Source organism: Pseudodesulfovibrio senegalensis, assembly GCF_008830225.1.
Classification (GTDB): domain Bacteria; phylum Desulfobacterota; class Desulfovibrionia; order Desulfovibrionales; family Desulfovibrionaceae; genus Pseudodesulfovibrio; species Pseudodesulfovibrio senegalensis.
Genome location: NZ_WAIE01000004.1, coordinates 153,064 through 179,607, shown reverse-complemented (window position 1 = coordinate 179,607; position 26,544 = coordinate 153,064). Strand labels below are relative to the sequence as shown.

Annotated in this window: 26 protein-coding genes; 7 read left to right on the top strand and 19 right to left on the bottom strand. The window is 60.7% G+C overall.

Annotated elements, in window-relative coordinates; all coding sequences use genetic code 11:
- Positions 1-37: 37 nt before the first annotated feature.
- From galE to F8A88_RS10780, 12 genes are read right to left on the bottom strand one after another with little or no spacing between them, the layout of a single operon-like run.
- On the bottom strand, positions 38-1,015 hold the full coding sequence (gene galE / locus F8A88_RS10835; RefSeq protein ID WP_151151174.1) for a UDP-glucose 4-epimerase GalE: 978 nt from the start codon (positions 1,013-1,015) through the stop codon (positions 38-40).
- Positions 1,012-1,968 carry a UDP-glucuronic acid decarboxylase family protein gene (locus tag F8A88_RS10830; RefSeq protein ID WP_151151173.1) on the bottom strand — a complete coding sequence of 319 codons (957 nt, stop codon included), beginning with the start codon at positions 1,966-1,968 and terminating at the stop codon, positions 1,012-1,014. Before F8A88_RS10830 ends, galE begins: the two co-directional genes overlap by 4 nt.
- Before the next feature lie 36 nt (positions 1,969-2,004).
- Positions 2,005-2,625, bottom strand: a complete 621-nt coding sequence (gene cysC / locus F8A88_RS10825) for an adenylyl-sulfate kinase (RefSeq protein ID WP_151151172.1) — start codon at positions 2,623-2,625, stop codon at positions 2,005-2,007.
- A gap of 29 nt (positions 2,626-2,654) precedes the next feature.
- Positions 2,655-3,647 carry a tetratricopeptide repeat protein gene (locus tag F8A88_RS10820; RefSeq protein ID WP_151151171.1) on the bottom strand — a complete coding sequence of 331 codons (993 nt, stop codon included), beginning with the start codon at positions 3,645-3,647 and terminating at the stop codon, positions 2,655-2,657.
- 10 nt (positions 3,648-3,657) lie between these two features.
- Positions 3,658-4,170 carry a prepilin-type N-terminal cleavage/methylation domain-containing protein gene (locus F8A88_RS10815; protein ID WP_151151170.1) on the bottom strand — a complete coding sequence of 171 codons (513 nt, stop codon included), beginning with the start codon at positions 4,168-4,170 and terminating at the stop codon, positions 3,658-3,660.
- The gene (gene gspG, locus F8A88_RS10810) at positions 4,136-4,573 is read right to left on the bottom strand and encodes a type II secretion system major pseudopilin GspG (RefSeq protein WP_151151169.1); all 438 of its coding nucleotides are present in this window, start codon (positions 4,571-4,573) and stop codon (positions 4,136-4,138) included. The genes F8A88_RS10815 and gspG overlap by 35 nt, the downstream gene beginning before the upstream one ends.
- A 13-nt stretch (positions 4,574-4,586) precedes the next feature.
- The gene (locus F8A88_RS10805) at positions 4,587-6,062 is read right to left on the bottom strand and encodes an AAA family ATPase (protein ID WP_151151168.1); all 1,476 of its coding nucleotides are present in this window, start codon (positions 6,060-6,062) and stop codon (positions 4,587-4,589) included.
- Complete coding sequence (locus F8A88_RS10800) at positions 6,059-6,574, bottom strand: hypothetical protein (RefSeq protein ID WP_151151167.1); 516 nt, start codon at positions 6,572-6,574, stop codon at positions 6,059-6,061. Before F8A88_RS10800 ends, F8A88_RS10805 begins: the two co-directional genes overlap by 4 nt.
- Positions 6,571-8,148 (bottom strand): GspL/Epsl periplasmic domain-containing protein, encoded by a 1,578-nt coding sequence (locus F8A88_RS10795; protein ID WP_151151166.1) that lies wholly within the window; start codon positions 8,146-8,148, stop codon positions 6,571-6,573. The genes F8A88_RS10800 and F8A88_RS10795 overlap by 4 nt, the downstream gene beginning before the upstream one ends.
- A gap of 16 nt (positions 8,149-8,164) precedes the next feature.
- Complete coding sequence (locus F8A88_RS10790) at positions 8,165-9,196, bottom strand: type II secretion system protein GspK (RefSeq protein ID WP_151151165.1); 1,032 nt, start codon at positions 9,194-9,196, stop codon at positions 8,165-8,167.
- Positions 9,196-9,837, bottom strand: coding sequence for a type II secretion system protein GspJ (locus F8A88_RS10785; RefSeq protein WP_151151300.1), 642 nt, complete (start codon positions 9,835-9,837; stop codon positions 9,196-9,198). Before F8A88_RS10785 ends, F8A88_RS10790 begins: the two co-directional genes overlap by 1 nt.
- Complete coding sequence (locus tag F8A88_RS10780) at positions 9,834-10,313, bottom strand: type IV pilus modification PilV family protein (RefSeq protein WP_151151164.1); 480 nt, start codon at positions 10,311-10,313, stop codon at positions 9,834-9,836. The genes F8A88_RS10785 and F8A88_RS10780 overlap by 4 nt, the downstream gene beginning before the upstream one ends.
- 91 nt (positions 10,314-10,404) lie before the next feature.
- On the opposite strand from F8A88_RS10780, the gene F8A88_RS10775 reads away from it, so the two are divergent.
- Genes F8A88_RS10775 through F8A88_RS10760 form a run of 4 tightly spaced genes read left to right on the top strand, consistent with a single transcriptional unit; the run spans position 10,405 to position 15,799 of the window.
- Positions 10,405-11,184, top strand: a complete 780-nt coding sequence (locus F8A88_RS10775; protein ID WP_151151163.1) for a type II secretion system protein N — start codon at positions 10,405-10,407, stop codon at positions 11,182-11,184.
- Positions 11,185-11,188: 4 nt separating this feature from the next.
- A complete protein-coding gene (gspD, locus tag F8A88_RS10770; protein WP_151151162.1) occupies positions 11,189-13,135 on the top strand; it encodes a type II secretion system secretin GspD in 1,947 nt (648 codons plus the stop codon).
- A 25-nt stretch (positions 13,136-13,160) separates the two neighbouring features.
- On the top strand, positions 13,161-14,855 hold the full coding sequence (locus F8A88_RS10765) for a GspE/PulE family protein (protein WP_151151161.1): 1,695 nt from the start codon (positions 13,161-13,163) through the stop codon (positions 14,853-14,855).
- Positions 14,856-14,875: 20 nt separating this feature from the next.
- Entirely contained in the window at positions 14,876-15,799 is a 924-nt protein-coding gene (locus F8A88_RS10760; protein ID WP_151151160.1) for a hypothetical protein, read from the top strand.
- A 2-nt stretch (positions 15,800-15,801) separates the two neighbouring features.
- On the opposite strand, the gene F8A88_RS10755 is transcribed toward F8A88_RS10760, so the two are convergent.
- Positions 15,802-17,025 (bottom strand): type II secretion system F family protein, encoded by a 1,224-nt coding sequence (locus tag F8A88_RS10755; RefSeq protein ID WP_151151159.1) that lies wholly within the window; start codon positions 17,023-17,025, stop codon positions 15,802-15,804.
- 182 nt (positions 17,026-17,207) lie between these two features.
- Here F8A88_RS10755 and F8A88_RS10750 point away from each other — a divergent pair, with 182 nt between their 5' ends.
- Positions 17,208-17,936, top strand: a complete 729-nt coding sequence (locus F8A88_RS10750) for a FecR family protein (RefSeq protein WP_151151158.1) — start codon at positions 17,208-17,210, stop codon at positions 17,934-17,936.
- A gap of 2 nt (positions 17,937-17,938) precedes the next feature.
- Here the strand turns inward: F8A88_RS10750 and F8A88_RS10745 are convergent, their stop codons facing one another.
- The 6 genes from F8A88_RS10745 to F8A88_RS15770 all read right to left on the bottom strand — a co-directional run bounded on the left by F8A88_RS10745 (position 17,939) and on the right by F8A88_RS15770 (position 24,500).
- Entirely contained in the window at positions 17,939-19,888 is a 1,950-nt protein-coding gene (locus F8A88_RS10745) for a glycosyltransferase family protein (RefSeq protein ID WP_151151157.1), read from the bottom strand.
- A 20-nt stretch (positions 19,889-19,908) separates the two neighbouring features.
- Positions 19,909-20,757 carry an alpha/beta fold hydrolase gene (locus tag F8A88_RS10740; protein WP_151151156.1) on the bottom strand — a complete coding sequence of 283 codons (849 nt, stop codon included), beginning with the start codon at positions 20,755-20,757 and terminating at the stop codon, positions 19,909-19,911.
- A gap of 222 nt (positions 20,758-20,979) precedes the next feature.
- On the bottom strand, positions 20,980-21,324 hold the full coding sequence (locus tag F8A88_RS10735; protein WP_161598392.1) for a DUF2304 domain-containing protein: 345 nt from the start codon (positions 21,322-21,324) through the stop codon (positions 20,980-20,982).
- On the bottom strand, positions 21,314-22,063 hold the full coding sequence (locus F8A88_RS10730; protein ID WP_151151154.1) for a glycosyltransferase family 2 protein: 750 nt from the start codon (positions 22,061-22,063) through the stop codon (positions 21,314-21,316). The genes F8A88_RS10735 and F8A88_RS10730 overlap by 11 nt, the downstream gene beginning before the upstream one ends.
- Positions 22,064-22,203: 140 nt before the next feature.
- Positions 22,204-23,223 carry an autotransporter outer membrane beta-barrel domain-containing protein gene (locus tag F8A88_RS10725; RefSeq protein WP_151151153.1) on the bottom strand — a complete coding sequence of 340 codons (1,020 nt, stop codon included), beginning with the start codon at positions 23,221-23,223 and terminating at the stop codon, positions 22,204-22,206.
- 173 nt (positions 23,224-23,396) lie between these two features.
- Positions 23,397-24,500, bottom strand: a complete 1,104-nt coding sequence (locus F8A88_RS15770) for a glycosyltransferase family 4 protein (protein WP_161598391.1) — start codon at positions 24,498-24,500, stop codon at positions 23,397-23,399.
- Between the two features lie 69 nt (positions 24,501-24,569).
- Here F8A88_RS15770 and F8A88_RS10710 point away from each other — a divergent pair, with 69 nt between their 5' ends.
- Both F8A88_RS10710 and F8A88_RS10705 read left to right on the top strand, forming a co-directional pair.
- Entirely contained in the window at positions 24,570-25,718 is a 1,149-nt protein-coding gene (locus F8A88_RS10710) for a glycosyltransferase (protein WP_161598390.1), read from the top strand.
- Between the two features lie 102 nt (positions 25,719-25,820).
- Positions 25,821-26,480 (top strand): pyruvoyl-dependent arginine decarboxylase, encoded by a 660-nt coding sequence (locus F8A88_RS10705; RefSeq protein WP_151151151.1) that lies wholly within the window; start codon positions 25,821-25,823, stop codon positions 26,478-26,480.
- Positions 26,481-26,544: the final 64 nt, after the last annotated feature.

The window sequence follows — 26,544 nt, the reverse complement described above, 5'->3', positions numbered from 1 at the left end:
CCCTGCCGTTTGTACGGTTGCGTTCGACCATCGGCGCCTACGCCCGCTTCATGCGCCAGTTCCAGGCATGCTCGACAATGGTCTCGAGTTCCGCATACTGCGGCTCCCAGCCCAGCACGGACCGAATACGCTCGGACGAACCCACCAGCTGGGCCGGATCCCCCTCCCGGCGCGGCGCTTCCTTGGCACGCACGGCGCGACCCGAAACCCGGCTCACGCAGTCGATGACCTCGCGCACGGAAAAGCCCAGGCCGTTACCCAGATTGAAATACTGGCTTTCCCCGCCATCGCGCAGATACTCATAGGCCAGAATATGCGCCTGAGCCAAGTCGGTAACATGGATATAGTCCCGGACGCAGGTGCCGTCCGGAGTGTCATAGTCCGTGCCGAAAATGGAAAGCTCCCGCTTGGGATCAACGGCCGCCTCGATGGCCAGCGGAATCAGATGGGTTTCCGGGTCGTGATCCTCGCCCACCCGGCCCTGCGGGTCGGCTCCGGCCGCGTTGAAATAGCGCAGGGCAACGTACTGCATGCCGTAGGCCGCGGAGTAATCAGCCAGGGCCTGTTCGATCATGAACTTGGTCCAGCCATAAGGATTGATGGGTTTTTGCGGATGTGACTCGGTCAGGGGCATTTCCTGCGGCACACCATAGGTGGCACAGGTGGAGGAGAAAATGAACCGGTTCACTCCGGCCCGACGCATGGCCGCCAGCAGATTCAGGGTGCCGCCCATGTTGTTGGCGTAATACTTGCCCGGATCCTGAACGGATTCACCCACATAGGTATATGCGGCAAAATGCATGACCGCATCAATGTCATGATTTGCAAATACGAGGTCCAGACAGGCGGGGTCGCTGATGTCACCCAGCACGAATTCGCCTTTTTGCACGAACTCCCGGTGGCCGTACACGAGGTTGTCCAGCACCACGGTCTCGTAGCCTTTGGCCGCCAGTTCAAGGTTGGCGTGGGAACCGATGTATCCCGCGCCGCCGGTGATCAATATCTTCCTGCTCATTGTTCCAACATCTTCCTGAAGTATTCGATGGTTTTGACCAGCCCCTGTTCCAGGGTCGTCTCCGGCTGCCAGCCAAGCTCCCTTTTGGCGAGAGATATGTCGGGTTGACGTTGCCGTGGATCATCCGAGGGCAAATCCAGAAACTCGATCCGCGATCTGGAACCGGTCATTTCAATGACCTTTTCCGCCAGTTCCAGAATGGTAAATTCCATTGGATTCCCAAGATTGACCGGCCCGGAAAATTCGTCCGGCGTATCGTCCATGAGAATCTTGAATCCGCGAATGAGGTCGTCCACATAACAGAAGGACCGGGTCTGGGAGCCGTCGCCGTACACGGTGACCGGCTCGTTTCGCAAGGCCTTGACGATGAAATTGGAGACCACCCGCCCGTCACCGGGAAGCATGTTGGGGCCGTAGGTATTGAAGATGCGGGCCACCTTGATGACCAGCCCGTGCTGCCGGCGGTAGTCGAAAAACAGGGTCTCGGCACACCGCTTGCCCTCGTCGTAGCAGGAGCGCGTGCCTTTGGGGTTCACATGGCCCCAGTAATCCTCGGTCTGGGGATGCACCTCCGGATCGCCGTAAACCTCGGACGTGGAGGCCTGCATGATCTTGGCGCCGATGCGCTTGGCAAGGCCCAGCATGTTGATAGCCCCGTGCACGCTGGTCTTCAGGGTCTGCACCGGGTCGTGCTGATAATGGATGGGCGAGGCAGGACAGGCGAGATTATAGATTTCGTCCACCTCCACGTACAACGGAAAGGTCACGTCGTGACGCATGAGCTCGAAATAGGGATTGCCCAGCAAATCAACGATATTGCCCTTGTTGCCCGTATAATAGTTGTCCACGCAGACAACTTCGCAGCCGTCTTCCAGAAGAACCCGGCACAAATGCGAACCGAGAAAACCGGCCCCTCCGGTCACCACAACCCGCTTGCGATCGAATCTTGCCATGTCGCTACTGCCTTTTTCGGATTACCCGCATGCACGCTACGCAGTGGGCTGCAAAACGCCCAAAACGTATTCCAGAACAACACCAACGGACTGTTCCACGGACTGCCCCGCAGTATTCACCCGCAACTGCGGCGCTTCCGGCTCCTCGTAGGGCGCGGAGATCCCCGTGTAATTCTTGATTTTTCCTTCCCTTGCCAACTTGTAATAGCCCTTGCAGTCCCGCTCCTCGCAGGTTTCCACGGGGCAGGCAATATATATCTCGTGAAAATCGTCCTCGCCCACGATGTCGCGCACATGCTGTCTGTCTTCCGCGTAGGGCGAAATAAAGGCGCACAGGCAGGCCGTGCCGCTATCCGCAAACAGCTTGCAGACCTCGGCAATGCGCCGATTGTTTTCCGAACGGGCCACTGGGGAAAAGCTCAGGTCTCCGCACAGGCCATGGCGCACGTTGTCGCCGTCAAAAACATAGGAACGGATACCCCGGTCGTGCAGATGTTTTTCCACGGCGTGCGCAATGGTGGATTTGCCGGAACCGGACAGTCCGGTGAACCAGAACACCGCCGAACGATGCCCGTTCAGGGCTTCCCGTTGTTCACGGCTCACCTGCCCGCGAAATTTGCAAATATTCTTTTCCGATTTCTTGCTCAAATATACCATTCATTTTCCCTGTAAAAAAACGCAGCGCGCTACTCGCACGTGCCCTTGTCTTGCAGCGTCTCAAGCCGGTCGCAAAATCCCATGGAACAGGCCCGCCCGAAATCGTGGCACGCCTGCGGATTCTGCTCCAGCACGAGCCGGGCCTCGCCCCGTCCGAGATAGGCCTCGGGAAATTCCGGTTCTCGTGAAATGGCCCGCGTGTAATCCTGCACGGCCATTTCCAATTCATGGCGCCGCTGCCGCACGATGGCCCGGTCATAATAAACCATGGCGTCGTGCGGATTCAGAACCACGGCAGCGTCCAAATCGTCCAGCGCCCTGCCCGTGTCGCCCTTTTCCAGAAAGCACAACCCCCGGTTGGCATGGGCCGAGGCCTTGCGCTGATCCGATTTCACCAGCGCAATATAGTCGGTGTAATCATCAATGGCATCGTCAAACAGGCCCACATGCTGCTGCGCCATGCCCCGGTAATACAAAAGGGAACGGCGCAGGGCCGACTCCGGCGACTGCGCATTCTGTTCGGGTGCTTTTTCCGCAAGCACAAGAGCCCGGTTGATGCGGCCCAATGCCACTTCATATTCCTGCAGATGCATGAAGGCGATCCCCTGGGCAAGCAGGGCGTCCGCAAAATCCGGCTGGAGGCGCAAAGCCTCCCCGGCCTGATCCAGCGCGTCTTCCGGACGATTGAGCCGCAACAGGGCAATGGCCGCGTTGAGATGGTAGCCGGGCATGCGCGGAGCAATGCTCAGCGCACGATTGAAATCGGCCAGCGCCTGCCCAGCGCGGTCCATGGCCAGCAGGGCCGCGCCCCGGCCGTTGAACGCCTTGTGGTCGGCACTGTTCTCGCGAATCCGGGCGGAAAAGGAGGCCACGCTGCTGGCGTACTGCCCCTGCTCGTAGGCATCCGCACCGGAAACGGATGCGGAACCGGATTCCGCCGTCATCGCAGCAGACTGCTGCCGGGCAGAACATCCGGAAAGCGCGAGCAGAAGCATGATCAGAAAAGCCGTGGTACGTTGCATAACTCCACCTTTATTGCACGCGGGCAAACCCCTCGTCCAGAAGCTCGGACAACGGGATAAAATCGTCGACCATGACCACCTTTCCACCGAAAGGCCGTATGAGCAGGCTCTTGCGCAAATCACCGCTTTCCAGCCAGAGCACGGCCCAGTCAGTGCGGCCGCGCGGCGAAAAAAGCAGCGGCTGCCCGGCCGCTTCCGAATCGCGTCCCTGCACCTCGTATCCGTTCACGCCAACCCCGTCCGGCAGGTCAAAGCTTTTTTTTCCGGAAAGCACAAGGGAGTGCTCATTCATTGCCAGTTCCGCGGTCGTGCGGGAAAGCATGGCCCGGCTTCGGGCGCTGCCCACGGCAAGGGAAACCGTCTTGCGGGCCTCGTCCATGGCCTGCTGCGAACCGCCCCGGTCCTGCCCGAGGTAGGGGATGGCCACGGCCAGCATGATCCCGGCCACGGCTATGACCACCAGCAGCTCAAACAGCGTGAAGCCGCGCCTATTCCAATTCCCAGCTATTGATGTCGCCGTCATATTCTGAGCCGCCCTCTTCGCCGTCGCCACCAAGGCTGATGATGTCGAACGGGCCGTGGCTGCCCGGAGAAATATACACGAAATCCGTGCCCCACGCGTCCTTGGGAACCTTGGAAAGATACCCGTTGGCTGCGAAATTCTTGGGAATCCTACCGGAAGTCGGCTTTTGCACCAAGGCTTCCAGCCCCTGCTCGGTCGTGGGATAGAACCCGTTGTCCAGATAGAACTTCTTGAGCGCCGTGGAAACGTTTTCCATCTGCAGCTGCGTCTTGACCACCCGCGCCTTTTGCGGTTCGTCCATGAACTGCGGCACGATCAACCCGGCCAGAACGCCGAGAATGACCACCACGACCATCAGTTCGATAAGCGTGAAACCGCTGCGAGCACCCTTTCTGCCGTTCATTGTTCCTCCGTTGTCACTGCCCTTCGTTTGCGGGCATTCTTCTCTCATACAATATGCCGCCGTGCTCAAGCACAAGCCCGTCCGGCTCGATGGCCTGCAAACGGATGCCGAGAATGGAGTCTCCGGCATGCAGGATTGTGCCGTTGATGATGGCCATGCGCTTGTCCGGATTTTCATCCCAGGCCACGGCGGCCACGCTCAGGGCGGCCACGGGTGAATCCGGGGCCGGTTCGGCAAAAAGGCCGTTCCCTGTTGTTCCATCCGAATCACCATCGAAATCAGCGGGTTCATCCATTCGTGAACCTATATCAGTTCGCACGGATTGTGAACCGCTGGATAATCCGGGCTCCACAACCTCCACCGGCTCGGACAAGGTTACCGAGTCCTGTCCGCCAAGCCCGGGCTCGGCCGACGGCCGGGCGGCCGCATCTTCGGCAACGGGAACCGGGGCCGGGACCATGCGCACGGCATTGCGCGACACGGCATTGGTCCGTTCCTGAAAAAGAAGCCCCTGATGCACCACAAGAAACACAGCCACGCCAACGAGCAGCAACACGCCGGCTGCCGCCAGCATGAACATGCGCCTGCGGCCCGTGCGGTCGGGTCGCGTACGAATGCGAAAAAGCCCGGAATACAGGGGATCGCGATACACGCGCTCGATGCAGTCCGGGGTGATGCGTGATTTGCGGGAAAAGCCCGCATGATCCAGGGCGTGCGAGCAGGCGTGATTGATAAGCCTCGGCAGGCCGCCGGAAATATCCCAAATGCGGCGCACGGCCCGGTCCGTGAACGGCGAACGTCCCTCATGCCCGGCCTTGCGAAGCTTGAACTCGATATAACGACCGGTATCCTCCCGGCTCAGAGGGGCCAGTTCGCAACGCACCCCGATGCGCTGATTCATGGCTTCCAGTCCGGGCTCGGCCAGCCGCTTGAGCAGCTCCACCTGCCCCACAAGCAGAATCTGCACCAGAGGCCGCCCCTTGTGGCGCAGGTTGGACAGGATGAGCAGCAGCCCGAAATGGGCGCGGTCCAGCAGATGGCTTTCATCCAGCACCACAACCGGGGGCCGTCCCTGCTCAACCAGACGCGCGAAACAACGGCTCAGGGCCTGCACGTAGTCGTCCGTGGAGGCCAGCCCGTCCGTGCCCACCCTGAAACGCGAGCACAAAAAATGCAGTTGCTCGTTGGGTGTGAGATAGGGATTGGCCAGCTCGGCAAAGGCGTACTCCCGGCGGCAGGTGGACTGGATATGCCGGGCCAGCGTGGTCTTGCCGATGCCGATCTCGCCGATGAGCAGAATCAGGCCGCAACCGGAACGCAGACCGCGGGTGATGCGGTGGACCCCCTTGCGGTGGCTCGGGGAGGGATAGAAATGAAAGGATTTGGAAGAATCGCTGAACGGGTTGGCCCCGTCTCCAAGTCGCATCCGGCCGGGATCTGCTGTTCCGGGTCGCATGGCCCCGGTTCGAGTTTGTTCAAGGCCGCTCATGATCCCTCCGGCCGGGCAATGACCATGTCCACGTCCAGCAGTTTGTCGCGGTTGCGCCGCAGGCTCAGGCTGTCCACCCGTCCGCCCACGGAGGTTTCGCACTCGTACAGGTAGTCCAGCAGCTCCCGCATGCCCAACCCGCCCAGACGCACACGCACCTGCTGCAGCCTGGATCCGTCCGGCAGAGTCCTGTTTTCCGGACGCATGGATTCCACCATGGAGTCGAGCTTCAACCGGCGTCCGGCCGCTTCCATGCGCGCGAACAACGTACCCTCCGACCCGGCGCCGATATCGTCGTCAGGCAAAGCCACGCTGCGAAGCTGCACGTACTCGCCGGCAAGACGCTCGGCCCGGACAAGGGCCTTGTGTGCACTACGCAGCCGCTTTTCCGAATCCGACACACTGCGGGCCAGCGGCAGAACAACAAACTGCACCAGCAAAAGCAGACCTATGCCGATTGCGCCCAGAGTCACGGCCCGCCCGTGCTCGCCGGTAAACAGGCGTGCAATCATCGGACACGCTCCAGTTCCATGGCAAAACGAATGCCCTCGCCCTTGTTCACGGCCGTGCTTTCCTTGATGGCCGCCACCGCAAACAGGTCACTTTCCTGCAGGGCCGCGCGCAAACGCTCCACCGCGTCAAATCCCGGAGCCGTGCCCTTGAAGGCCACCCGCCGCCGGTCCAGCGTCAATTCACCCAACTGCACGGCAGGAGCCGCACCGGCCGCACCATGCACCGCAGCCAGCACATCCAGTACCGAACCCTGCCCGTCCGCATTGCGGCTGGCATTCAACGCAGCCATGCGCTGGCGCACAATGCTCTCATACTGCATGGGGGAAAGGCCGGCGCGCACGCTGCCCAGCGCTTTTTTGTACACAAGCGCCACCTGCTGCTGCAATTCGTCCGCACGCCGGGACCGCGAATGGGCCGTGGCCAGTGCCAGCGCCAGAAAGGCCAGCGCCATCCCGCCGCCGAAAACCGCGGCCCGCCGCACGGCGGAACTCCCCAGAGTCACGCCCGCGGAGCGCGCAAATTCGCCCCGGCAAAAATCAAAGCTCTGCCCTGAGCGCCCCAGACTGTTGGCCAGACCGTGCGCACGCATGTATCCGCACCTTTCGGCCACGGAATCATAGGCTCCGGCAGGCGCGCACTCCTCGGCCCACAGGCGCACACGGCAATCAAAATGCTTTTCCAACACCCCTTTCAATCCGCGCACGCGGGACAATGCACCGCCCACCACCATTTCCTCGGGCCAAAAACCGTGGTGCCGCTGAAAAAGAGCCAGTTCGCGGCGCAGGGCAGCGCATAAATTCTCAAGCCCCTGCCGCAGGCAATCCGTGGCCCGGGCCTCGGCAGACCCGGCCTTTGAATCCCCGCCTTCCGTCATATCGGCAAAAACCAGCGTCCGTTCGGCAGCGTCACGGCTCAAGGAGCAATCGCGATGCAGGGCCTCCAGCACATCCTGCTCGCCCATGTCCGCAATGCGCCCGGCCAGCAGTTTGCCGCCGTCCATGAACGCGGCCACGGTCCGGGTCACGCCCATGTCCACCGCCACCACACGCCCCGGCCCGGCCTCGGGACAGCAGGCGGCCAGCCCGTCCATATCCAGTTTCATGCCCGACACCGGCATTCCTGCCTCGTCAAAGGCGTCCAGCCATGCGCGCACATCCTCCCGGCGCAGGGCGGCCGCAGCCACATGGGTTCCGGCTTCAACGGCCGGACCGCGTACCGAGGACAGCACAAGATCATCCAGCGGCACAGGCGATTCCTCCAGCAACTGGAAACGCATGGCGCTGTCGATCTTGCGATGCGAGGAAAAGGGAAAGACATATTCGCGCAAAAAGGCGAGGCGGCTGTCCATGCCGAGCACGCAGGCGTCGGCCAGCAAAGAATGGCGGGCAGCAAGGTCGGCGGCGGCATCGGCAACGGCTTGGGGCAGGGATTGCGGCAAGGCGTCACTTTCCGCGTCATGATCGGGGGCAGGCATGACCGCGCACCCGGTCACCAGGGCCTTGCGACCCCGTCCCTCCAGCCGCACAAGGCTTATCTGCCCGTCGGCCACATCCACGATCAACGTGCTTGCCATTCTTCCCCGCTTGCGCTCAATACCTGAGCCTGAACAATTCCTGATACTTCTTCTCAGTTCGACGCAGCACGGTCAAGGCTCTGATTGTCCCGGCACCGCTCTGCACCGCAAGATCAACGCGGTATGCATTGCTGGCGCTGCCCAACGCCCTGGCAGGAAAGGACTCCATGTTCAGCCCCGCATCCTCGGCCGCATCCCGGTACCACGATGCCTCTTCAACGCCATCCTCGTCATCGCCATGAGCGCGCAGGTCAAGGATGTCAGCGACATAATCGCGGGAGACGTCGCTTCCGGCACCGGCACTCTCGGCCACAGCCGCCACGACCGGCCCTGCCGCAGCGCGCATGTCCAGTGGGCCCTCGCTCCAGACCGTGACGAAATCGCGCAGGCCGGGGACATCGTCCGAACCGAAATACAAAAGCCGTAAATCTTTGCGAGAAGCATCGGGCCAGCGCAACAGCAGCAACTGGTCCGGGGAAAGAAGCGGTCCGCCGGAGGGGGCATACGAAGGATCCCGGGACGCATACCATGCCCTGTCGCGTCGGGTATCCTTGGCCCCGCCCCAGATGGCAATGGCGGTCAGCAAGTCCGCGGGATCGGCCCTGATTCCGTGCTGGTCGCACAAATCCTGCACCAGTTGCTTAAAAATCCGGGCCGTATCCGAGGCCATGTCCGCACTGGTGGCGTTGTCCGAATACCCGGCCAGCACGCCCAGTGAAATCCTGCCCTGCTCGGCAGTGATGGACCCCGTAATGGTGGCCGATTCCAATTGGCCGGACACCTGCTCCAGCACCTCGGAAAATTTCTCCAGATGCAGCTCGGGGTCGGGGTATCCGTCCATGTCTCCCCGCAAGAATGCCCGGGAAAGCTCCAGCCCGGATTCCAGCAGGGCATCCCCGGCCGCTCGAGTACGCTGGCTGGCGGACCCGGCATAGCGCACCATGAGCAGCCGCGTGGTGCCGGCCACCAGCAGCAGCACGGCCGGGACGATCAGCAGCACCAGAATCATGGCCACGCCGCTGCGGTCGCGCTGCTTCCTGCGGAGCATCACAGCCCGGCCCCGCTCACGGTATACACGAGTGAACGCTCCACGACATCACCGGATTCGTTGCGCACGGCCAGCGCAAAACGCACGGCGTCGGGCAGACGCGTACCGTTGCCGCTGCCCCACACGGAAACGAACTGGTCCGCCTTTTCATTGTAGTATTCGACCTTGAATCGCTCCACGCCTTCCAGCAACACATGGTCAACGTCTTCCCAGTCCCCGTCCACGCCGGGCCACGGCATCTCGCTACGCACCACGGCCAGCCCGTTTCCGTGCGGATGCTCCACCACGGAGTATTCCACCCGGCGCACGGTGCAGGATGGATACGGCAGCCCGGTTTCCAGCGACACGCCGGTCGGAAAGGCCAGAAACGGTTCATCTCCGGGCGTGGCCTGCCTGCCGGAAAAATGGAAAGCCTCGTTGGTGGCGTTGGACACGTTGATGCTGCGCAAATCGTCCAGCACGATGCCGTCGAACACCGCCAGCGTCTGCGAAGTGGCGTCCTGCTGCCGGGCCAGCACGGCCACGTCCGCCGAGGCGTCGAACAGGACGAAAAGCACCAGTGAAATCGTGGCGGAAAGAGCCACGGCTATCATGACTTCCAGCAGGGTGAACCCCGCCCGTGCGCTGCGCGTCGCCGTCATTTGGCCAACACCTCTTCCACGCGCACCTCCCGAACCTTGTCTCCTGCGGCGGTCGGGTCGGTCCAGCGCACGGAAACCAACAGCCGGTACCAGCCTTCGGGCCTGGCCATGGAAAAGGCGCGGGCCTGCCACGAAAAGCCCGGATGCTCCTCAAACGTGCCGTCCCTGTCCATGAGGTCGGAAACACCTTCCCGGTGCAGGTCGAAAAGCACGCTGCGGGCCAGCACCTGCGCTTCGTCCATGCGCTGCGCATTGGTCAGGGTATCCATGTTGGAACGGTTGGCGTGCATCACCGCCAATCCGGCCACGGCCAGAAAGGTCAATGCGGCCAGCACTTCCACCAGCGTGAAGCCGTTGCCGCATTGCGGCCTTCGGCATCGTGATGCGCCTGTTTCTTCCTGCATGAAACCCATGACCCTGAAAAAGCACATGCGCGGGGAAAACACAAGGTTCCACAAGGGTATTCGCAGTCTCATCAAGTTGCCATCACAACCAAAACCGGATAACTGAGGTTGGCAAAGGGAATAAAGGTATCTGGCCTGCGTTTTCACCGGGCACGGGACAGCAATGATCCGAAAATCGACTATCACCAAAGCATGGGAATTCGGCGCTCTGGCCGTCATGGCCTACGCATTCTCTCTTGCCGCCGCACGAATGGTGCCCCCTGCGCAACAGGCAGGCCGCAACGCAGGCCCGGCCCTTCCCATGCGTGCGGCACAGCAATCCGGAAAAACGCCCCGCGATTTCGGCAACATCCTCTCGCGCAACATCTTCGGACTGGCAACGCCGCAGCGTTCGGCACAACAGGACCTGAGCGCCCTGCCCGTCAGTTCCCTGAACATACGGCTGCTCGGAACCATCTATGCGGGCGACCCGAAACTCAGACGCGCCATCATCATGCTCCAGAACAAGAAGCAGGTGGTCAAAAGCGTGGGCGAACGCGTTGAAAACAGCACGATCAAAGACATCAGGCGCCGCGGCGTGGTGCTGGAACAGGCGGGCACGCCCCAACTGCTGCTCATGGAACGAAACGACGCGGCCATTGCCGAGCAGAGCGGACACACAGGCCGCCACACCATGTTTTCTGCCGGTGCCATGGCCCGGGGACTGCGCCTGACACGGACTCCGGAACACGACGGCGTGCTGGTGCAACGGCTGGACAAAACCAATCCCCTGGCCCAACTGGGCCTGCGCGCCGGAGACATTTTGACAGGCATCGGCGAAACCGCGCTGACAGAACCGCCCACCGTGCAGCGGCTGGCCGCGCTCCTGAACCGCAAGAACGTGCGCATATTCCTGGTGCGCGACAACAAGCCGCACATCGTGCACGCATCCCTGCAGCGATAAACGAATGAAAACGAAACAGATCATAGCAACAGTGATGACCATGGCCCTGCTGGCCGCGCTCTGCCTGCCAGCCCACGGGCAGGCGCAAAACGCCGCGGACAAACAGGGAACCATCAGTCTGGACTTCAAATCCGTGGACATCCACATCCTGATCAAATTCATCAGCGAACTCACGGACCGCAACTTCATCGTGGACAACAAGGTCCGCGGCGCGGTCACGGTCTATTCGCCCAAGCGCCTGACCGTGAAAGAGGCCTACCGGGTGTTCGAATCCATTCTGGAAGTCAACGGCCTGTGCGTGGTGCCGGACGGCCAGGCCTACAGGATCGAACCCATTCCACAGGCCGTGACCCAGGGTGCGCCCACGGCCGTGGGCCTGGACAGAATCCGGGGTGAAGGGCTGGTGACCCAGATCATCCCACTGGAAAACAGCAGCGCCACCGAGCTTGCCAAGCTGCTCACGCCGCTCATCGGCAAGAACGGCAACATCAACGTGTACAAGCCCAGCAACACGTTGATCATTACCGCGTCCCATTCCAGCGTGCGCCGCGCCCTGTCAATACTGAGCGTGGTGGACAAGGGCCAGGCTCCGCCCGTGCTGCGTTCCTATCCGCTCCAGTACGGCGACGCCAAGGGCGTGGCCACGAGCATCAACCGTATCGTGGCCACCAAGACCAAGGAAATGCTCAAGAACAACCAGCAGGCGTTCGCCATGGTGGAGGCCGATCCCCGCACCAACACGGTCATAGCCCTCACCGACCCGACCAACGCGGAAACCGTGGCCAGCCTTGTGGAGGTCATGGACGTGCCCACGCCCAAGGGCAAGGATGACATCCACCTGATCAACCTTTCCAATGCCAAGGCCGAGGATGTGGCCAAGGTGCTGCAGGAACTGGTTTCTACCACGCCGGCCAAGGAAGGGGAAAAGCGCATATTTTCCAAAGACATCAAGGTGGTGGCCGACAACGCCACCAACAGTCTGGTCATCACGGCCCGGCCCGACGAATTCCGCACGCTCAAGCAGACCATCTCCCAGCTGGACGTGCTGCGCAAGCAGGTCTTCATCGAGGCGCTGATCATGGAAGTCTCCACGGACACGAACTTTTCGTTCGGCGTGAACTGGGCCGTGGGCGGTTCGGGCGGCGACACCTCGGTCTTCGGCTCGTCCAATACCGGCGGCGGTTCACTGAATCTGCCGGATGACGACGAGGTGCAGGTGCTTGGTTTCCCGGCGGGCGGCAGCATCGGCGCAGTGCTCAGCAATGCCATCAAAATCGGGGACAACAGCTACAGCCTGCAAGGCCTGATCTCGGCCTCGAAATCCAGCGACGGATTCAAGATTCTTTCCACGCCGCAGCTCATGACTCTGGACAACGAGACCGCCAGCGTAAACGTGGTGGACAACATCCCCTTCGTGACCCAGACCTCCACCAATACGAACAACACGGACTACAACGAGCAGGACATCGACTACAAGGACGTGGGCGTCAAACTGGAAATCACCCCGCACATCAGCGACGAACGCACCCTGCGCCTCGAAATCAAGCAGGAGGTCAGCCGGGTGGTGGACTCCCAGGTAAAGGTCGGCAACAGCCAGCTGCTGGCCCCCACCACCAAAAAACGGGAGGTGGAAACCTCCATCCTCATGCGCGACGGACAGACCGTGGTCATTGCCGGACTGCTGGGCGACGACGAAACCCAGAACAACAGCAAGGTGCCGGGATTGGGCGACATCCCCCTGCTCGGCTGGCTCTTCAAGTACAAAAAAACCGAAAACCAGACCACGAACCTGTATATTTTCCTGACGCCCCACGTCATCGACACCTTTGACAAGGCCGAAACCATGGCCAAGGCCAAACGCTCGGACATCATGCGCGTCAAACTGGGTGGCGGAAAGGACCAGCCCCTGCTGCGGCCCGGCCCAGAACTCAAGCCCGTGCTGGTGCGCTAGCGGGCATGGCGAGCGTGAACAGGGCATGAGCAAGACACTGGCCACACAACTCCGGGCACGCCTGAACCTGACGGACGAAGAACTGGAGCAGTTGCAGACCGAAGCACGGGAAAACCGTGAGAATCTCGAACAGGCCGCGACCCGCACCGGGCTTCTGGACGAACCCGGATTGCTGGAGCTGCTCTCGGACCTGTACGCCGTTCCCCGGCTGGAGGTTGTGCCCGAAGGAAGCGTGGACCCGGAACTGATCGGGGCGTTTTCCATCGGCAGGCTCAAGGAACTGCCCGCCATCCCCCTGCGCCATGACGACGGGGTCCTGCTGGGCGTGTGCAATTCCGACGGGCTGGAGCGCACCGGGGATTTCCGTTTCGCCCTGAACATGGACCGCATCCGTCCCGTGCTCCTGCCCCGCCAAGCCATATTGGGCGTGATCAACAACGTTTTCGGCTCGGCGCGCGAGGACTCGGAAGTGAGCGACATCCTCGGCCAGACCAACGACGAAGACCTGTTGGACGCGGAGCATGAGAACATCGAAGACCTGCTGGACGATTCCAGCGACGCGCCCTTCATCCGGCTGGTAAACACGGTGCTGACGCAGGCCGTACGCGCCGGCGCCAGCGACGTGCACATCGAGCCGTACAAGGATACCCTGCGCATTCGTTTCCGGCTGGACGGCGTGCTTTACGACAAGCACACCATCGACCGCAGGCACCATTCCGCCCTCATTTCCCGGCTCAAGATCATGTCCAAAATGAACATCGCAGAAAAACGGCTGCCACAGGACGGACGCATCGCGCTCAGCCTCGGCAACCGGCAGGTGGACCTGCGCGTTTCCTGCCTGCCCACGGCACACGGCGAACGCGTGGTCCTGCGTCTGCTGGAAAAAAGCAACCGCATCCTCAGTCTTGGCGATCTCGGCCTCATGGACGACGATCTCATGCACATGAAGCGGCTTTCCTCCATTTCCCACGGCATGATCCTGCTCACCGGTCCCACGGGCAGCGGCAAGACCACCACGCTCTATGCCCTGCTCAACCGCATCAACTCGCCGGACAAGAACATCCTGACCATCGAGGACCCGGTGGAATACCAGCTGGACGGGGTAGGCCAGATACAGGTCAACGCCAAGATCGGGCTGACATTTTCCAAGGGGCTGCGCTCCATAGTGCGCCAGGATCCGGACGTGGTGCTCATCGGTGAAATACGCGACAAGGAAACCGCGGAAATCGCCATACAGGCCGCGCTCACCGGGCATCTGGTCTTTTCCACCCTGCACACCAACGACGCGCCCAGCGCCGTGACCCGGCTCAAGGACATGGGCGTGGAGCCGTTCCTGCTGGCCTCGGTACTGCGGGCCGCGGCCGCGCAACGCCTCGTGCGCGTGCTCTGTCCCGAATGCCGGGAGGCCTACCGCCCGGACCCGCACAAACTGGCCGCCAATTTCGGGGAATACGCGCACCTGTTCGAGGGCAAGACCATCTACCGGGCCACGGGCTGCCCCGCGTGCATGGAAACCGGCTACAAGGGACGAAAGGCCCTCTACGAACTCATGCAGATGAGCGATGCACTCAAGTCCATGGTGCTGACCGAGACCGACTCGTCACAACTGGCAAAGGAAGCCGTGCATGAAGGCATGCGCACCCTCAAGCACGACGGGTGCATGAAAATCCTGCAGGGCGTGACCACCATTTCCGAAGTGCTGCGCGTCACCAACATCTAGCCCTGCAATACCCGCGAATCATGAAACCGCCCAACGTCCGGAAATTCATTCCCGCCGCCATGCAGAACCGTCTGAACGCGCTCACGGACGCCTGCCGCGCCGCACTGCCTGGGCCCGACCGTTCCATGGCTGTTGGTGCGGGAATGTTCCTGCTGCTTTTTCTCATGTTTTTTGGGTTGCATCTGCTCTGCGCCAAGGGCGTCTCCATGGCCCTAACTCATCTGAACGAAAAAGGCCCCGTGTCCGTGACCCTGCGCGGCGTGGAATCCGCGGCATTCCCCCCCGGCATGCTGGCCTCGGAATGCCTGATTCACAATGGCAAGACCGGCGCACTGGCCCGCATCGGCAACGTGACCATCCGACCATCGCTCACGGCCCTGTTTTCCGGCGGATTCGGCCTGAGCCTGCACGGAACCATGGCGCAGGGCAGCGTGGACGCGGTACTGCGCACGCAGAGTTTCACAAATCTAAAGACATTGCGCCTCTCGGCAACCGTGGACGGGGTACGGCTGAAAAAACTGCTGCTGGTCCAAGAGCATTTCCCGGTGCTGGACGGTGTGGTTTCCGGCAGGGGTGTTCTGGACACCAGCGGCAACGGCGCGCTCGACCTGCATGCCGGACTGCTGAAAACAACCTTCGAATTTCCGGCCCTGTCCGGGTATCCGATCATGGGTGGAAAATTGGCGGCCACATTTGCCAATGGCGTGATGCAGGTAGATGAACTGCGGCTGCAATCCGGTGCGGATTTCCAAATCAACGTGCGGGGAACCATGCGCCCGCAATGGAGCAACCAACCGGACGCGGTCCTGAACCTGGCCGGGACACTCCGTGCTCCTGCGGAAAGAATTGTTCCGGGGCCCATGGGTGCTAAAATCAACCCCGGCAAGGACACGCGGTTCACGCTTCAGGGGTCTGTTGCCGCACCCAAATACGTCTTTGAATAACGTCAGCCAACCATGCTGCTCATCTCGAAGATGGGCAGGATGATGGCCATGACGATGAATCCCACCAGCGCTCCCATGACCAGAATCATGACCGGTTCCATGAGCGAGGTCAGTACCTGAAGCCGGGCTTCCACGCGGTTGTCGCACTCGTCGGACACCACCAGCAGCATGCGCTCCAGACTGCCGCTCTGCTCCCCGGCCGCCACGAGCTGCACGAAGGTCTCGTCGAAAAAGCCCGAATCGGACAGATGTGCGGCCAGAGAATGGCCCTGTTGCACGCCCTTGGCCACCTCGCCGATGATGCGGCCGAGCTCCACGTTGGCGGTGATGCGTTTGACGATGTCCAGCGCGCGGTCCAGCGGCACGCCGTTCTTGAGCAGCATGCCCAGTGTACGCGAGAACCTGCCCACGGCCAGCAGCCGGGCCACGACTCCCAGCAAGGGAACCCGAAAAACATTGCGGTGCAAGAGCTTCCGTCCGGCAGCCGTGCGGGCAATGGCGTACCCCCCCAGCCCGATCCCGACAATCGCCAGCACCAGCAGCAGCCAGTGATCGCGCATGAAGTCGCTCACCCCCAGCAAAATGCGCGTGGGCAGCGGCAATGTGCGCTGCATGTCGGAAAAGATATCCGTAACCTTGGGGATGACAAACGCCAGCATGAAGACCACCACGCCCAGCCCCACCAGCAGCATGAGCAACGGGTAGGCCATTGCCCCGCGCACCTTGCGCCTGAGCCGGGCCTGCTGCTCCATGTGCTCGGCCAGCCGTTCCATGACGATCTCCAGCGTGCCCGAGGATTCCCCGGCCCGGACCATGGTCACGAACGTGGCTCCGAACACGGAGGGATGCGCACCAAAGGCTCCGGCAAGATCCCCGCCCTGCCGGATGTTCTCTCGTATATCGGAAAGGATGCGCCTGAGCTCGGCGTGCCGGGTCCCGCCCAGCACCAGATTCAGGGCCTGATCCAAAGGCAGACCGGCTTGCAGCAGGGTGGCCAACTGGCGCACCGTGGAGCCGATCAGCCCCCGGGGAACACGCGATCCAAAGGAAAAGCCTCTCGTTCTGCCTGACCCGCCGCTCTTTTTTTGCGACAATGGCTTCAGGTCCAGAGGGATAAGCCCCCGCGCCCTGAGGTCGGCAACGGCCCGTTCCCGCGAAGGGGCTTCCAGAACGCCCTTCTGCGTACTGCCGTCCGCTGTCGCGGCCCTGTATCGAAACGCGGCCATGGATTCTCCTGTTGCTCGTGGGGCCGGCAAAAATCGGCCATTGTTCCGCGCCCACGGTACATTGCGGCACGGCAGTGCGCAACAATTCTCATGCTGGTGACACAATCTTCAGGCTGGGTTATGGTTGCCCGAATTCCGTCAACCGGGAACCGAAAACGGTTGCCGATCACAAAGGAGCCATCATGCGAACACAGATCCAGCGAGCTCTGGCGCTCGCCCTGCTGATGCTGCTTGCGGCGGCCACGGTTGCCACGGCCGCAAGCGTTGGAACGGTCGATGACACCGAAGGACCGGCCACCATTACCCGAAAAGGCACAAGCGTAACGGCCGAAACCGGAACCCCGGTCATGGAAAACGACGTGCTGGCGACGGGCCCCAAGGGTCGGCTTTCGGTCATGTTCGAAGACAAGACCCGCCTCGTGCTGGGTGAATCCTCGAAAATGACCATTGACCAGTATGTCTATTCCGGCAAGAAATCCGGTCTGCTCTTTGATCTTTCGCAGGGCATGTTCCGAACCGTCACCGGCAAGATCGTGGAAGCCAACCCCGAAGGCTTCAACATGCGCACCCCGCTGGCCACGGTGGGCATCCGGGGCTCCGACGTGTTCGCCCACGTGGAAAGCGAACGCAACCGTGTGGGCGCGCTTTCGCTCGGTCAGGGCCATGTGCTGCAACTGCGTACCGGAGAAGCGTCTCAGGACATCGGCGAAGGCGGCCTGTATTCCCGCATCGGCCCGGACGGCTCCATCGGTGCCCCCAAACCCATACCCCCGCTGCTCATGCAGATGATCCCCTCACTGAGCAAAGGGAAACGACATCTGAAACCAGAGCTGCCCAACACCCCGAAGGTTGTTGTACCAAAAGGAAATTCAAATCCGAGACAGCCGGTGCACCGTCCCGTGTATCAATAGGATCAGGGAAGGCTCACCCGCCATGCGCCGCCTGTGCCGTACTCAAAAAACAGGGGTGAAAACGGCGTGTCTTCAAAGCTGAACAGGCCGAGAAGGCGAAAAAGAACGGAATCGACCATGGCCCGGTCCACTACCGCTATGAAATCCGCGCTGTCTGCGTGGACAAGGTAGGGATCGGGCATGGTTTCAAACCGAAAATCATCCGGGGTGCGGCCCGTGGCGTCCACAATGGCGCCAAACCCCGTATACCCCTTTTTCTGCACGGGCTCGGGGACCACCACGGTGTTGTTCCACGCGTCATACCGGAAATCGCCCCGCGCAAAAATATCCATATGGTTCACGACCGGAGGCGGTGTCTGGCCCCGCTCCTCACCTCGCGCATGGGCAAAGGAATACAGAAAGCCGCTGGCGTCATAGGCGCGACGCGGCAGGCACAGGATAACGGGCACGGATCGTTTCGGCTCGGGCATGTTGCGCACGAACGCGGCAAACCCCTGCGGGTTCCACTGCTCCCACGCGGTCCCGGGCAGCGCCTGCGGATTGGCCGAGAAATAACCCATCCAGCGCGCCGCCATGTCCGGATCGGCCTGCACCAAAGGATAGGCGGCCATGAAGCAGGAACGCATGGTCTGGCTGCCGCCGTCAAAAAAGACCGGGCACCCGGTCAGGTACTGCAGGAAATACCCGTAATCCCACCATGACCATAGGTGTGTCCCGGCATCCGCATTTTCGCGTATGGCCTCGGCCATTCGGATATCCCCGCCATCGAAATATGGACGCGGCTCAAACTCGGCAACCGCCAATGCGGACGGTGCCAAAAACGCCACCAACACGGCCGTCCACAGCACCGGAGCCAAAGCGGGCGGGTGCTTGCGCATGCGCCGAAGCAACATATCCACGCAACCACGGACTCCGCAGGCTGTAAAAAAAACGGCACCGGGCACCAGAAAAATCGCAAACCGCTGGGCAATGACCGCCAATCCACCCAGTACGATGGTGGGCAAAAGAAACAAGGCCGCACGGCTGTTTTCCCGCAGGTGAAAAATGATGCCCGGTACTATCAGAAGGCCAAGCCACGCACTGCCCATCACGCCGTCACCCAATGCCATTGGCGACAAACCGTTCAGTTCGGCTATGGCCCGGCCAAGCAGTGATCCGGTTCCGGAACCCAAGGCAAGGCGCGCATGGCTTGCGGCATATTCGAGATAGCCTGCGATGGGCGAGACACCCATGGCGGCAAGCAATGCGCCCACCAGTACCACCAGACCGAGACCAAGACGCAACCGTGCATCAAAGAGTGTTTTCGGCGGGGCCACCATCAACAGGAAAAATGCCCCGGCAACCAGAAACAGGCCCGGCTTCCACCACAGCCCCATCACTCCGGCACCAAGCATGTACCCGCCCAGCCAGAGCCACCGCCGGGGGCCGCCCCGGGAAAAGCGGTACAATGCATACAGGCACAGGCTCAGCAATCCCGGAATCAGTCCGTCGGTGTCCAGCTTTCCGGCATGGGTGCGCACGATCCAATACGGGGCAAGAGCCGCCCCAAGCGCCGTTGCCGCCATCTGGAACCGCGACCCGGTATCCATGGCCCACGGCAGGACGCCAATGACCATAAACAAAGCCAGAACAACAGGAAGATAGAATCCGATTTGCCGGAGCCGACTGTCGTCAGTTCCGGCCAGCATGGCCAGCACATGCGGCATGAGCATGGATTGCCGTGTTTCGGAAAGAACGCCGGATACGGGCGACTCCGTCCCGGCAATCTGCCGTGCCGCGGATAGATAGAACCAGCCATCGTTATTGGCCAAAATGGGCTGATCGCTGCCGTGATACACGCAGCCGGTATCCTGCATGAACCGGGCATGATGCATGGCAAGCCCCGCATAGATCAGGGCCGCGGCAAAAAGCAGCAGCAACGCGAATATGTACTTGTTGTGAATAAACTGCATGGGCCTGTCTGAACGGGGAATCACGGGTTGATGAGCGGCACGGCCACGGACCAGTCGTCATGATGCCCCATGCCGTCGATAACCACAACCCGGGCGGCCACAGGATCCGGCATGGCCTCCACAAACCGGCGGGCTATGGAGGGTGGCACAACCGCATCGTCCGCGCCCGCAATATGCAGCTGTTCGATATGTTGCACCTGTTGGGCTACATCCATGGGGTTGAGGGAATCCACAAGAGGTGAAACCTTGTGCATGGACGTCCACGCAGCGTGGTCGAGATTTCCGGCTACCGTGACCAGCGACACCACATCTGCCCTGCGTGCGGCCACAAGCACGGCCAAGGCGCCGCCACCGGAAAAACCTATCAACCGCAGACGGTTCGCACCCGTTCGCCGCAAAAGATCATCCAACGCCCGGCTCGTTTCCTCGACAACCGGCTCGGAAAAACGGGCGGAGGTCCACAACGGGCTGATGCAGTTCCTCCGTTCGGCACCGCTGACGAACTGGCAGGGACGCGCGAGATACGCAACCAGGGCATGCGGGTCCTGCATGGCGAGCAAAAAGGAAACAGGGTTGTCCGGGGTGGGGTCGGAAGCCGGGGTTCGCCTGTTCAGCCAGGCACGGCCATCACCTTCCAGATAGACATTCAGGACATGACCATCGCCCGTTGGCTTACCGTTGTGCACATACTCAAGCAGGTCGAAATAGCGTCCGTGGAAACGGGACTCTAGAAAACCGTTGTCAATGGCAATGCCGCCCATGGACTCAAGGGAAATACGGTTGGTGCACCCGGAACAAACAGCAAAAAGGAAGACAACGAAAAGAAACAAGCAGATCGAGTGGAGATAACGATTTGATATAAAACGCATTCTATGTCTTCCCTAAAAAAGAGAGGCTGGTTTGAAGAGAACACATGTTCTACCCAAACCAGCCCCCACAAAAGAAAGGAAGTTTAAGAAGTAAAAAATTTATACTCCGGAAACACCGGCCCGTCAACCCCATTGGGATATTTTTGAGATTTTTTCCTTCAATACTATCTGCAAAAAAATATCAACCATGACTATTTCTAACCACCATCGGCTTTGAAACGATCATTCGCGAGCCATCGCATCCAGCCGGGCTTCGTATGCGGCCATTCGCTGGGCAAGAATCCGGATCTGTTTTTCCTGCCTGGTTCGTTCGATGTCCATGGTCAGCACCTTGACGAAAAGCATGCATAACCCGACCACAATGGCCAAAATAGGCGGATAGGAGATTCCAAGAAATCTTCCGACATGATCCAGCATCTGCGGAAAAATCCCGAGGGCCAGAATGGCTGCCGCGGAAAATGTCCACCAATAGGTATACAGCACATTCAGACGTTGCCGCCGCACAAGGGCGATGATCACCGCCACGAAACAAACGGCTATAATCAGTGCCGTGGTCCTATACGTCATGATACGTCTCCCAGCTGTGATCATTATCGGTGCCGGACATGATCTTGTCGCTCAAAATCCAAAGCATGCTTTTGAGCATGTATTCGAAAACGGCAAGCCACGAACTGAACACGCGCGAACAACCATCCTCCCGCATGCACATGACCACCGGGACTTCACGAATGCTCATCCCCCGGCGTCGCAACACCAGCAGCGTCCCTACATCCTGATAGTCCAGCAACGCGGTTTCGCTCGACAACAGGTATCCGGCGGCATCACGATCATAGCATTTCAAACCGGTTGTCATGTCCCTGAGCCCGAGCCCGCTGATGCGGTTGAACATCCGCCAAACCAGCCTGCGCCCCCGGCTGCCGCGCTCCGGATAGCTGCCCAGAACCACATTGGCCCGGGTCGCTTCAGCGCAATCGGAAATAACGCGAATGGATTGCGCCATGTGCTGGCCGTCGGCATCCATGGTCACGAAGCGCTGGTAGCCGCGCTGCATGCAAAACATGATTCCGGCCTGAATGGAATTCCATGCGCCGCTCCCGTAGGGCATGCAAAGGACCGTGGCACCGGCAGCACGCGCCGTTGCCGCCGTATCGTCGCTGCTGGCATCATCCACGACGAAAACATGGTGTCCTATGACCTCAATCGCCTCGGACACCACACGGGCAACAGTCCCGGATTCGTTCAATGCCGGAATGATGACGGCTGTCTTCATGGATGCAGGGATAGTTGATTTGTGGCTTTCGGTCAATGAATCCCCCGTAAATTCACGCTTCCGCAAACAAGGGCGAATGCAGGTCCGTCAACGCACCACGGGGAAGTCCGTGATGTCGCACAAAAAAAAGCAGGCGGCTTACGCCGCCTGCTTTATCTTCACTTGTGAGGCTGATTCTAGAACTCGTAGCGGACGGAAGCCTGACCGCGGTAAGCCTCGTACTTGTCACGGCCCATGGTGGCGCCGCCTTCAAGGTTCAGGCTCCACTGATCGGAAGCATACCACTTCACGCCCAGCACACCTTCAAACTCGTCGTAGTCGGAGTTGACCGGGATGTCGGAAACGGTGGTGTCGTAGAAGTACTTCAGAGCGGCGTAAGGTTCCCAGCCGTCGACAAAGTAGGCAGCCTTGGCTTCCAGGCTCAACTGGCCGAGATAGCTGTCGGTCTGGTTGATGTCGGCAGCACCGCGGGAGTAGGAGCTCAGGTCGCCATGCACATACATGTAACCCAAGCGACCGCTGAAGGTCCAAGCATCATACAGGTAGTACTTGGAGATACCGATGTTGGTCAGGTAGCGGTCGGAATCGTAATGAGCGGAATCGGTTCCGTCGTCGTCCTTGTACTCGGAAGAGGTGTAGGCGAACGCACCGTCCAGAATCCAGGTGTCGGTGATGTTGTAAGCCATGTACGGCATGATGGTCCACTCGTCGTCGGTGGAGAGCTTGCCGTCGTCAGTACCGCCGCTCCAGTCTTTCTTGTCGAGGTCCAGGGAACCCCAGCCGGCGGCAACACCGATCAGGAATTCGGGAGTGGCGCGCCAGTCGAAACCGATCATGATGTTGTACATGTCGGCATCGTACTTGGCACCGGACGCGGTGCTTTCAAACGTGGTGTACTGACCCATGCCCCAGAGGCCGAAGTCGTAACCGGCATCACCGGAGGAAATGCCCAACTCGTTGGCGTTGGCGGCAAAGTTGAAGTTGCCGTTGGCATCCACGGAGTTGCTGGCCCTGAGACCGAGCGGCTTGGGAGCCACGATGTTGGCCACGCGGGACTGGACCATGCTGGCAGCCACGTTCGAAGTGGCGCGAACAATGTCGTTGTTGGCAACTTTCTGACCATTGTTTTCAGCCATGGCTGTTGCCGCAAAACTCAGGACGGCCAGAACCGCCACTGCTGCGAGAAATTTTTTCATCCTTCCTTCCTTCTTCTTTCGATCCTTCAAAAACTTCCTTCTAATCCCTCAACCCACATGAAAAATCGTCTGACACTTCTCAATTTCATACGATTTCCCCGACAGATTACGCCCAATTTATCCAATGTCAATATTTTTTTTCACTTTGTACTGCATTTCGATGGGGTTGAGGCTCATCGAAATCTTTGCAGGCTCAAACGCGCGCAGCTCGGCCAATCAAAGGATTTCGCCCTCTGCACCCCTTTTTTACGCAGTGCATCCATGAACGTCTTAGAACCCATCGTCTGCTCTATACTTTCGGCCAATGCGCCCACATTTTGCGCCTCGCCGAAAACATGCACGCCATCGCCGCCCACTTCGCTCAGGCTCCCTGCATCGGCCACCAGCGTGGGGCATCCGCAGGCCATGGCCTCCACCACAGGCAGGCCGAATCCCTCATACGAACTGGGCATGACAAACACGGACGCCCGGCGATACAGCTGGGCCAGCAGTCTGTCCGAAACATAACCCAGCCCCAGCACACCGCCTGTCCCGGGCTCCCAGCCGCTCCAGCCCACGGCCACCAGCGGCATTTGATGCTGCACCCGGCCCACGGCGCTCCGCGCCACGTCCAGATTCTTGCGCGGGTCGCCGCTGCCCACAAAGAGCACGAAATCCTCGGGCACGCCGAGTTTGTTCAACTCATGGTCGGCTTCAGCATCGTCGTTCATATTGAATGTATTGTGATCCACGCCAAGGGGGGTGACCGTAATGCGTTCTTCGGGAAAATCCAAAAGGTCCACGATTTCATCACGGGTGAATCGGGATATGGCAAGGATATGATCGACGCGGTCAAGGCGGTCGAAAAACCGGCGCTTCCAGTATTCCACGCGTTCTCGCGGATGCCACTCGGGATGGCGCATGAGTGACATGTCGTGAATGGTCAGCACGGTGCGCATGCTCTGCCCCGTGTTCAACGGAAAATACCCGGCCTCGTGATAGCAGTCGAAATTTTGCGCCGCACGGGTGAATGCGGCTTCCATGCGCGCATGGTCCAGCAGGCGAGCCCCATATGCCACGGGCCATGGCATGCGCCACAGGATGCGGCCGATGCGCTCGCGCATGCCGGGCACGCCCGGAGCGGGCATGGTTCGCGAAACCGTGCTCCCGTCAAAATACCACACCTCGAATTCCCCGGCGGCCTCTTGTTCGAGCGCACCATACAGCCCCCCGAGGTATCGGGCTATGCCGGTTCCCACCACGGTGAGCGGAACAGCGTTGACCAGCAATCGTTTCATGCGTCGTTTTCCTTGGCGGCTCTGGGCGCGCTTGTACGAAACACGCTCTTGACCTATGTTGACCCGACCATGCGCATACTTCATGTAACCAAATACTATCCGCCGGAACGCGGGGGCATGGAACGGTATGCCTGTGATCTGGCCGAGCAACAGGCCGCGGACGGACACCGGGTCCATGTACTCTGCCATCACGGCTCCCCCGGCATACCCCGAAGCACGGAAACACACAACGGCATTGAAGTAACCAGATTGTGCGTGCGCGCAAAGATTCCTTTCGTGCCGCTGGCGCCGGGCATGGTTCGCGAGCTGCCTGCCCTGTGCCGCAGGTTTCGACCCCATGTCATCCACATGCACCTGCCCAACCCGGCCGTGCTCTTCACCATGCTGCTGCCTGCGGACATCCCGGTGGTGGTCCACTGGCAGGCGGACGTGGGCGCGGCCAGCACCAGCCGGTTCGTGCGCATGGCCTACCCGGCATACGCGCTGTTTGAACGGGCCATGCTCAAACGCGCGGACGCCATCATCGCCACATCGCCGCCGTATCTGAAACACAGCCCGCACCTGCGCCCCTTTGCCGACAAATGCACTGTGATTCCGCTGGGCATCCGGCCGGAAAACTACTCCATGCCCGACAATGCCGAAAAAACAACGGCACCACCAGGGCAGCCCATGGTCCTCTCCCTTGGCCGATTCACCTTCTACAAGGGCTTCGAACATCTCGTTCGCGCAGCGGAACGGTATACGCAGGCGCAGTTCGTGCTGGCCGGAGACGGGGAAACCCTGCCGGCCATTCGCGAGCTGGTGCGCACCCGAGGGCTGGAGCGCCGGGTCTCGCTGCCCGGAGCCGTTTCTCATGACACAATGCTGCAGCTCATGCGCGACTGCACCCTGTTCTGCCTGCCCTCGGTGGACCGGGGCGAAGCCTTCGGCATCGTGCTGCTGGAGGCCATGCTCTTCGGCAAGCCGCTGATAAGCACGGATATCCCCGGCTCGGGCACGGGCTGGGTCAACCAGCACGAACAGACCGGACTGGTGGTTCCGCCCGCCGATGTTCCCGCACTGGCGGACGCGATACGCCGCATTGCGGACAACCCGAAGCTGGCCGATCAATACGGGCGAGCGGCGCGAAAACGGCTCGAGAGCACGTTCACCCTGTCCGCCACCATGGACGCCCTGTATTCCGTGTATCATCAGGCCATGGACGCGCGCCGCAACTAGGGGATCCTCCCGCCGCTTATAAATGGCGCGACCACGTTGTTCCCCACGACACATGCGCGCTATGCTGCGGTTTACCTGAAAACCGCAACCTGCGAGGCTACCATGCGCAACAGACTGTTTTTCGGATTCATGCTCATGGCGCTGTCCCTTGCGCTGGCCGCACCGGCCACGGCGCAAAACTTCGGACCGCGCATTCCCACGGCATATTTCGCCACCACCGGAACCGGCCAGTCCGACCAGGGCATCGAGCCGGATCCCTATGAAACGTTTTCCTACGATCTCGCCCTGCAGGACGCGGGCATAGAGAATTTCAACGTGGTCTACTACACCTCGGTGCTGCCGCCCGAGTCCTACGAGGTGCCGCTGGAAAAGGTCAAACCGTTCATCCATCACGGATCGGTGCTGGAAACCATCATGGCCAAGGCTGGCGGCGTCAAAGGACAGACCGTCGCAGCCGGGGTGGGCCGCGTATGGGCCAAGAATTCCAAGGGCGTGGAGATCGGCGGGTTCGCTGCCGAGTATGAATACATATATAAGGATGGAGGCATCAGCGAAAAACAGGCCCGCGAAAACGCCCGTGCGCAACTCACGCGGTCCCTGAACCACGAGCTGGACATACGCGGGCTGACGCAATCGCGGCCCATGACCTTTGAGGTGGCCGTGCTGCGCATCACCAAAAAATACGGCATGGCTCTGGCTGCGCTCGGGTTCGTGGGCTTCATCTATCCCGAGCCGTTCGACCTGCCCGCACCGGAAAAATAGCCCCAATCCGTTTTGCAGCCCCAGACCAAAAACTGCGGCCAGTGCTGCTTTTGCAGCACTGGCC

Excerpts from the sequence above, each read along its gene's own strand:
- galE (WP_151151174.1), bottom strand. The coding sequence starts at position 1,015 with ATGAGCAGGAAGATATTGATCACCGGCGGCGCGGGATACATCGGTTCC.
- F8A88_RS10830 (WP_151151173.1), bottom strand. The coding sequence starts at position 1,968 with ATGGCAAGATTCGATCGCAAGCGGGTTGTGGTGACCGGAGGGGCCGGT.
- cysC (WP_151151172.1), bottom strand. The coding sequence starts at position 2,625 with ATGGTATATTTGAGCAAGAAATCGGAAAAGAATATTTGCAAATTTCGC.
- F8A88_RS10820 (WP_151151171.1), bottom strand. The coding sequence starts at position 3,647 with ATGCAACGTACCACGGCTTTTCTGATCATGCTTCTGCTCGCGCTTTCC.
- F8A88_RS10815 (WP_151151170.1), bottom strand. The coding sequence starts at position 4,170 with ATGACGGCGACATCAATAGCTGGGAATTGGAATAGGCGCGGCTTCACG.
- gspG (WP_151151169.1), bottom strand. The coding sequence starts at position 4,573 with ATGAACGGCAGAAAGGGTGCTCGCAGCGGTTTCACGCTTATCGAACTG.
- F8A88_RS10805 (WP_151151168.1), bottom strand. The coding sequence starts at position 6,062 with ATGAGCGGCCTTGAACAAACTCGAACCGGGGCCATGCGACCCGGAACA.
- F8A88_RS10800 (WP_151151167.1), bottom strand. The coding sequence starts at position 6,574 with ATGATTGCACGCCTGTTTACCGGCGAGCACGGGCGGGCCGTGACTCTG.
- F8A88_RS10795 (WP_151151166.1), bottom strand. The coding sequence starts at position 8,148 with ATGGCAAGCACGTTGATCGTGGATGTGGCCGACGGGCAGATAAGCCTT.
- F8A88_RS10790 (WP_151151165.1), bottom strand. The coding sequence starts at position 9,196 with ATGCTCCGCAGGAAGCAGCGCGACCGCAGCGGCGTGGCCATGATTCTG.
- F8A88_RS10785 (WP_151151300.1), bottom strand. The coding sequence starts at position 9,837 with ATGACGGCGACGCGCAGCGCACGGGCGGGGTTCACCCTGCTGGAAGTC.
- F8A88_RS10780 (WP_151151164.1), bottom strand. The coding sequence starts at position 10,313 with ATGAGACTGCGAATACCCTTGTGGAACCTTGTGTTTTCCCCGCGCATG.
- F8A88_RS10775 (WP_151151163.1), top strand. The coding sequence starts at position 10,405 with ATGATCCGAAAATCGACTATCACCAAAGCATGGGAATTCGGCGCTCTG.
- gspD (WP_151151162.1), top strand. The coding sequence starts at position 11,189 with ATGAAAACGAAACAGATCATAGCAACAGTGATGACCATGGCCCTGCTG.
- F8A88_RS10765 (WP_151151161.1), top strand. The coding sequence starts at position 13,161 with ATGAGCAAGACACTGGCCACACAACTCCGGGCACGCCTGAACCTGACG.
- F8A88_RS10760 (WP_151151160.1), top strand. The coding sequence starts at position 14,876 with ATGAAACCGCCCAACGTCCGGAAATTCATTCCCGCCGCCATGCAGAAC.
- F8A88_RS10755 (WP_151151159.1), bottom strand. The coding sequence starts at position 17,025 with ATGGCCGCGTTTCGATACAGGGCCGCGACAGCGGACGGCAGTACGCAG.
- F8A88_RS10750 (WP_151151158.1), top strand. The coding sequence starts at position 17,208 with ATGCGAACACAGATCCAGCGAGCTCTGGCGCTCGCCCTGCTGATGCTG.
- F8A88_RS10745 (WP_151151157.1), bottom strand. The coding sequence starts at position 19,888 with ATGCAGTTTATTCACAACAAGTACATATTCGCGTTGCTGCTGCTTTTT.
- F8A88_RS10740 (WP_151151156.1), bottom strand. The coding sequence starts at position 20,757 with ATGCGTTTTATATCAAATCGTTATCTCCACTCGATCTGCTTGTTTCTT.
- F8A88_RS10735 (WP_161598392.1), bottom strand. The coding sequence starts at position 21,324 with ATGACGTATAGGACCACGGCACTGATTATAGCCGTTTGTTTCGTGGCG.
- F8A88_RS10725 (WP_151151153.1), bottom strand. The coding sequence starts at position 23,223 with ATGAAAAAATTTCTCGCAGCAGTGGCGGTTCTGGCCGTCCTGAGTTTT.
- F8A88_RS15770 (WP_161598391.1), bottom strand. The coding sequence starts at position 24,500 with ATGAAACGATTGCTGGTCAACGCTGTTCCGCTCACCGTGGTGGGAACC.
- F8A88_RS10710 (WP_161598390.1), top strand. The coding sequence starts at position 24,570 with ATGCGCATACTTCATGTAACCAAATACTATCCGCCGGAACGCGGGGGC.
- F8A88_RS10705 (WP_151151151.1), top strand. The coding sequence starts at position 25,821 with ATGCGCAACAGACTGTTTTTCGGATTCATGCTCATGGCGCTGTCCCTT.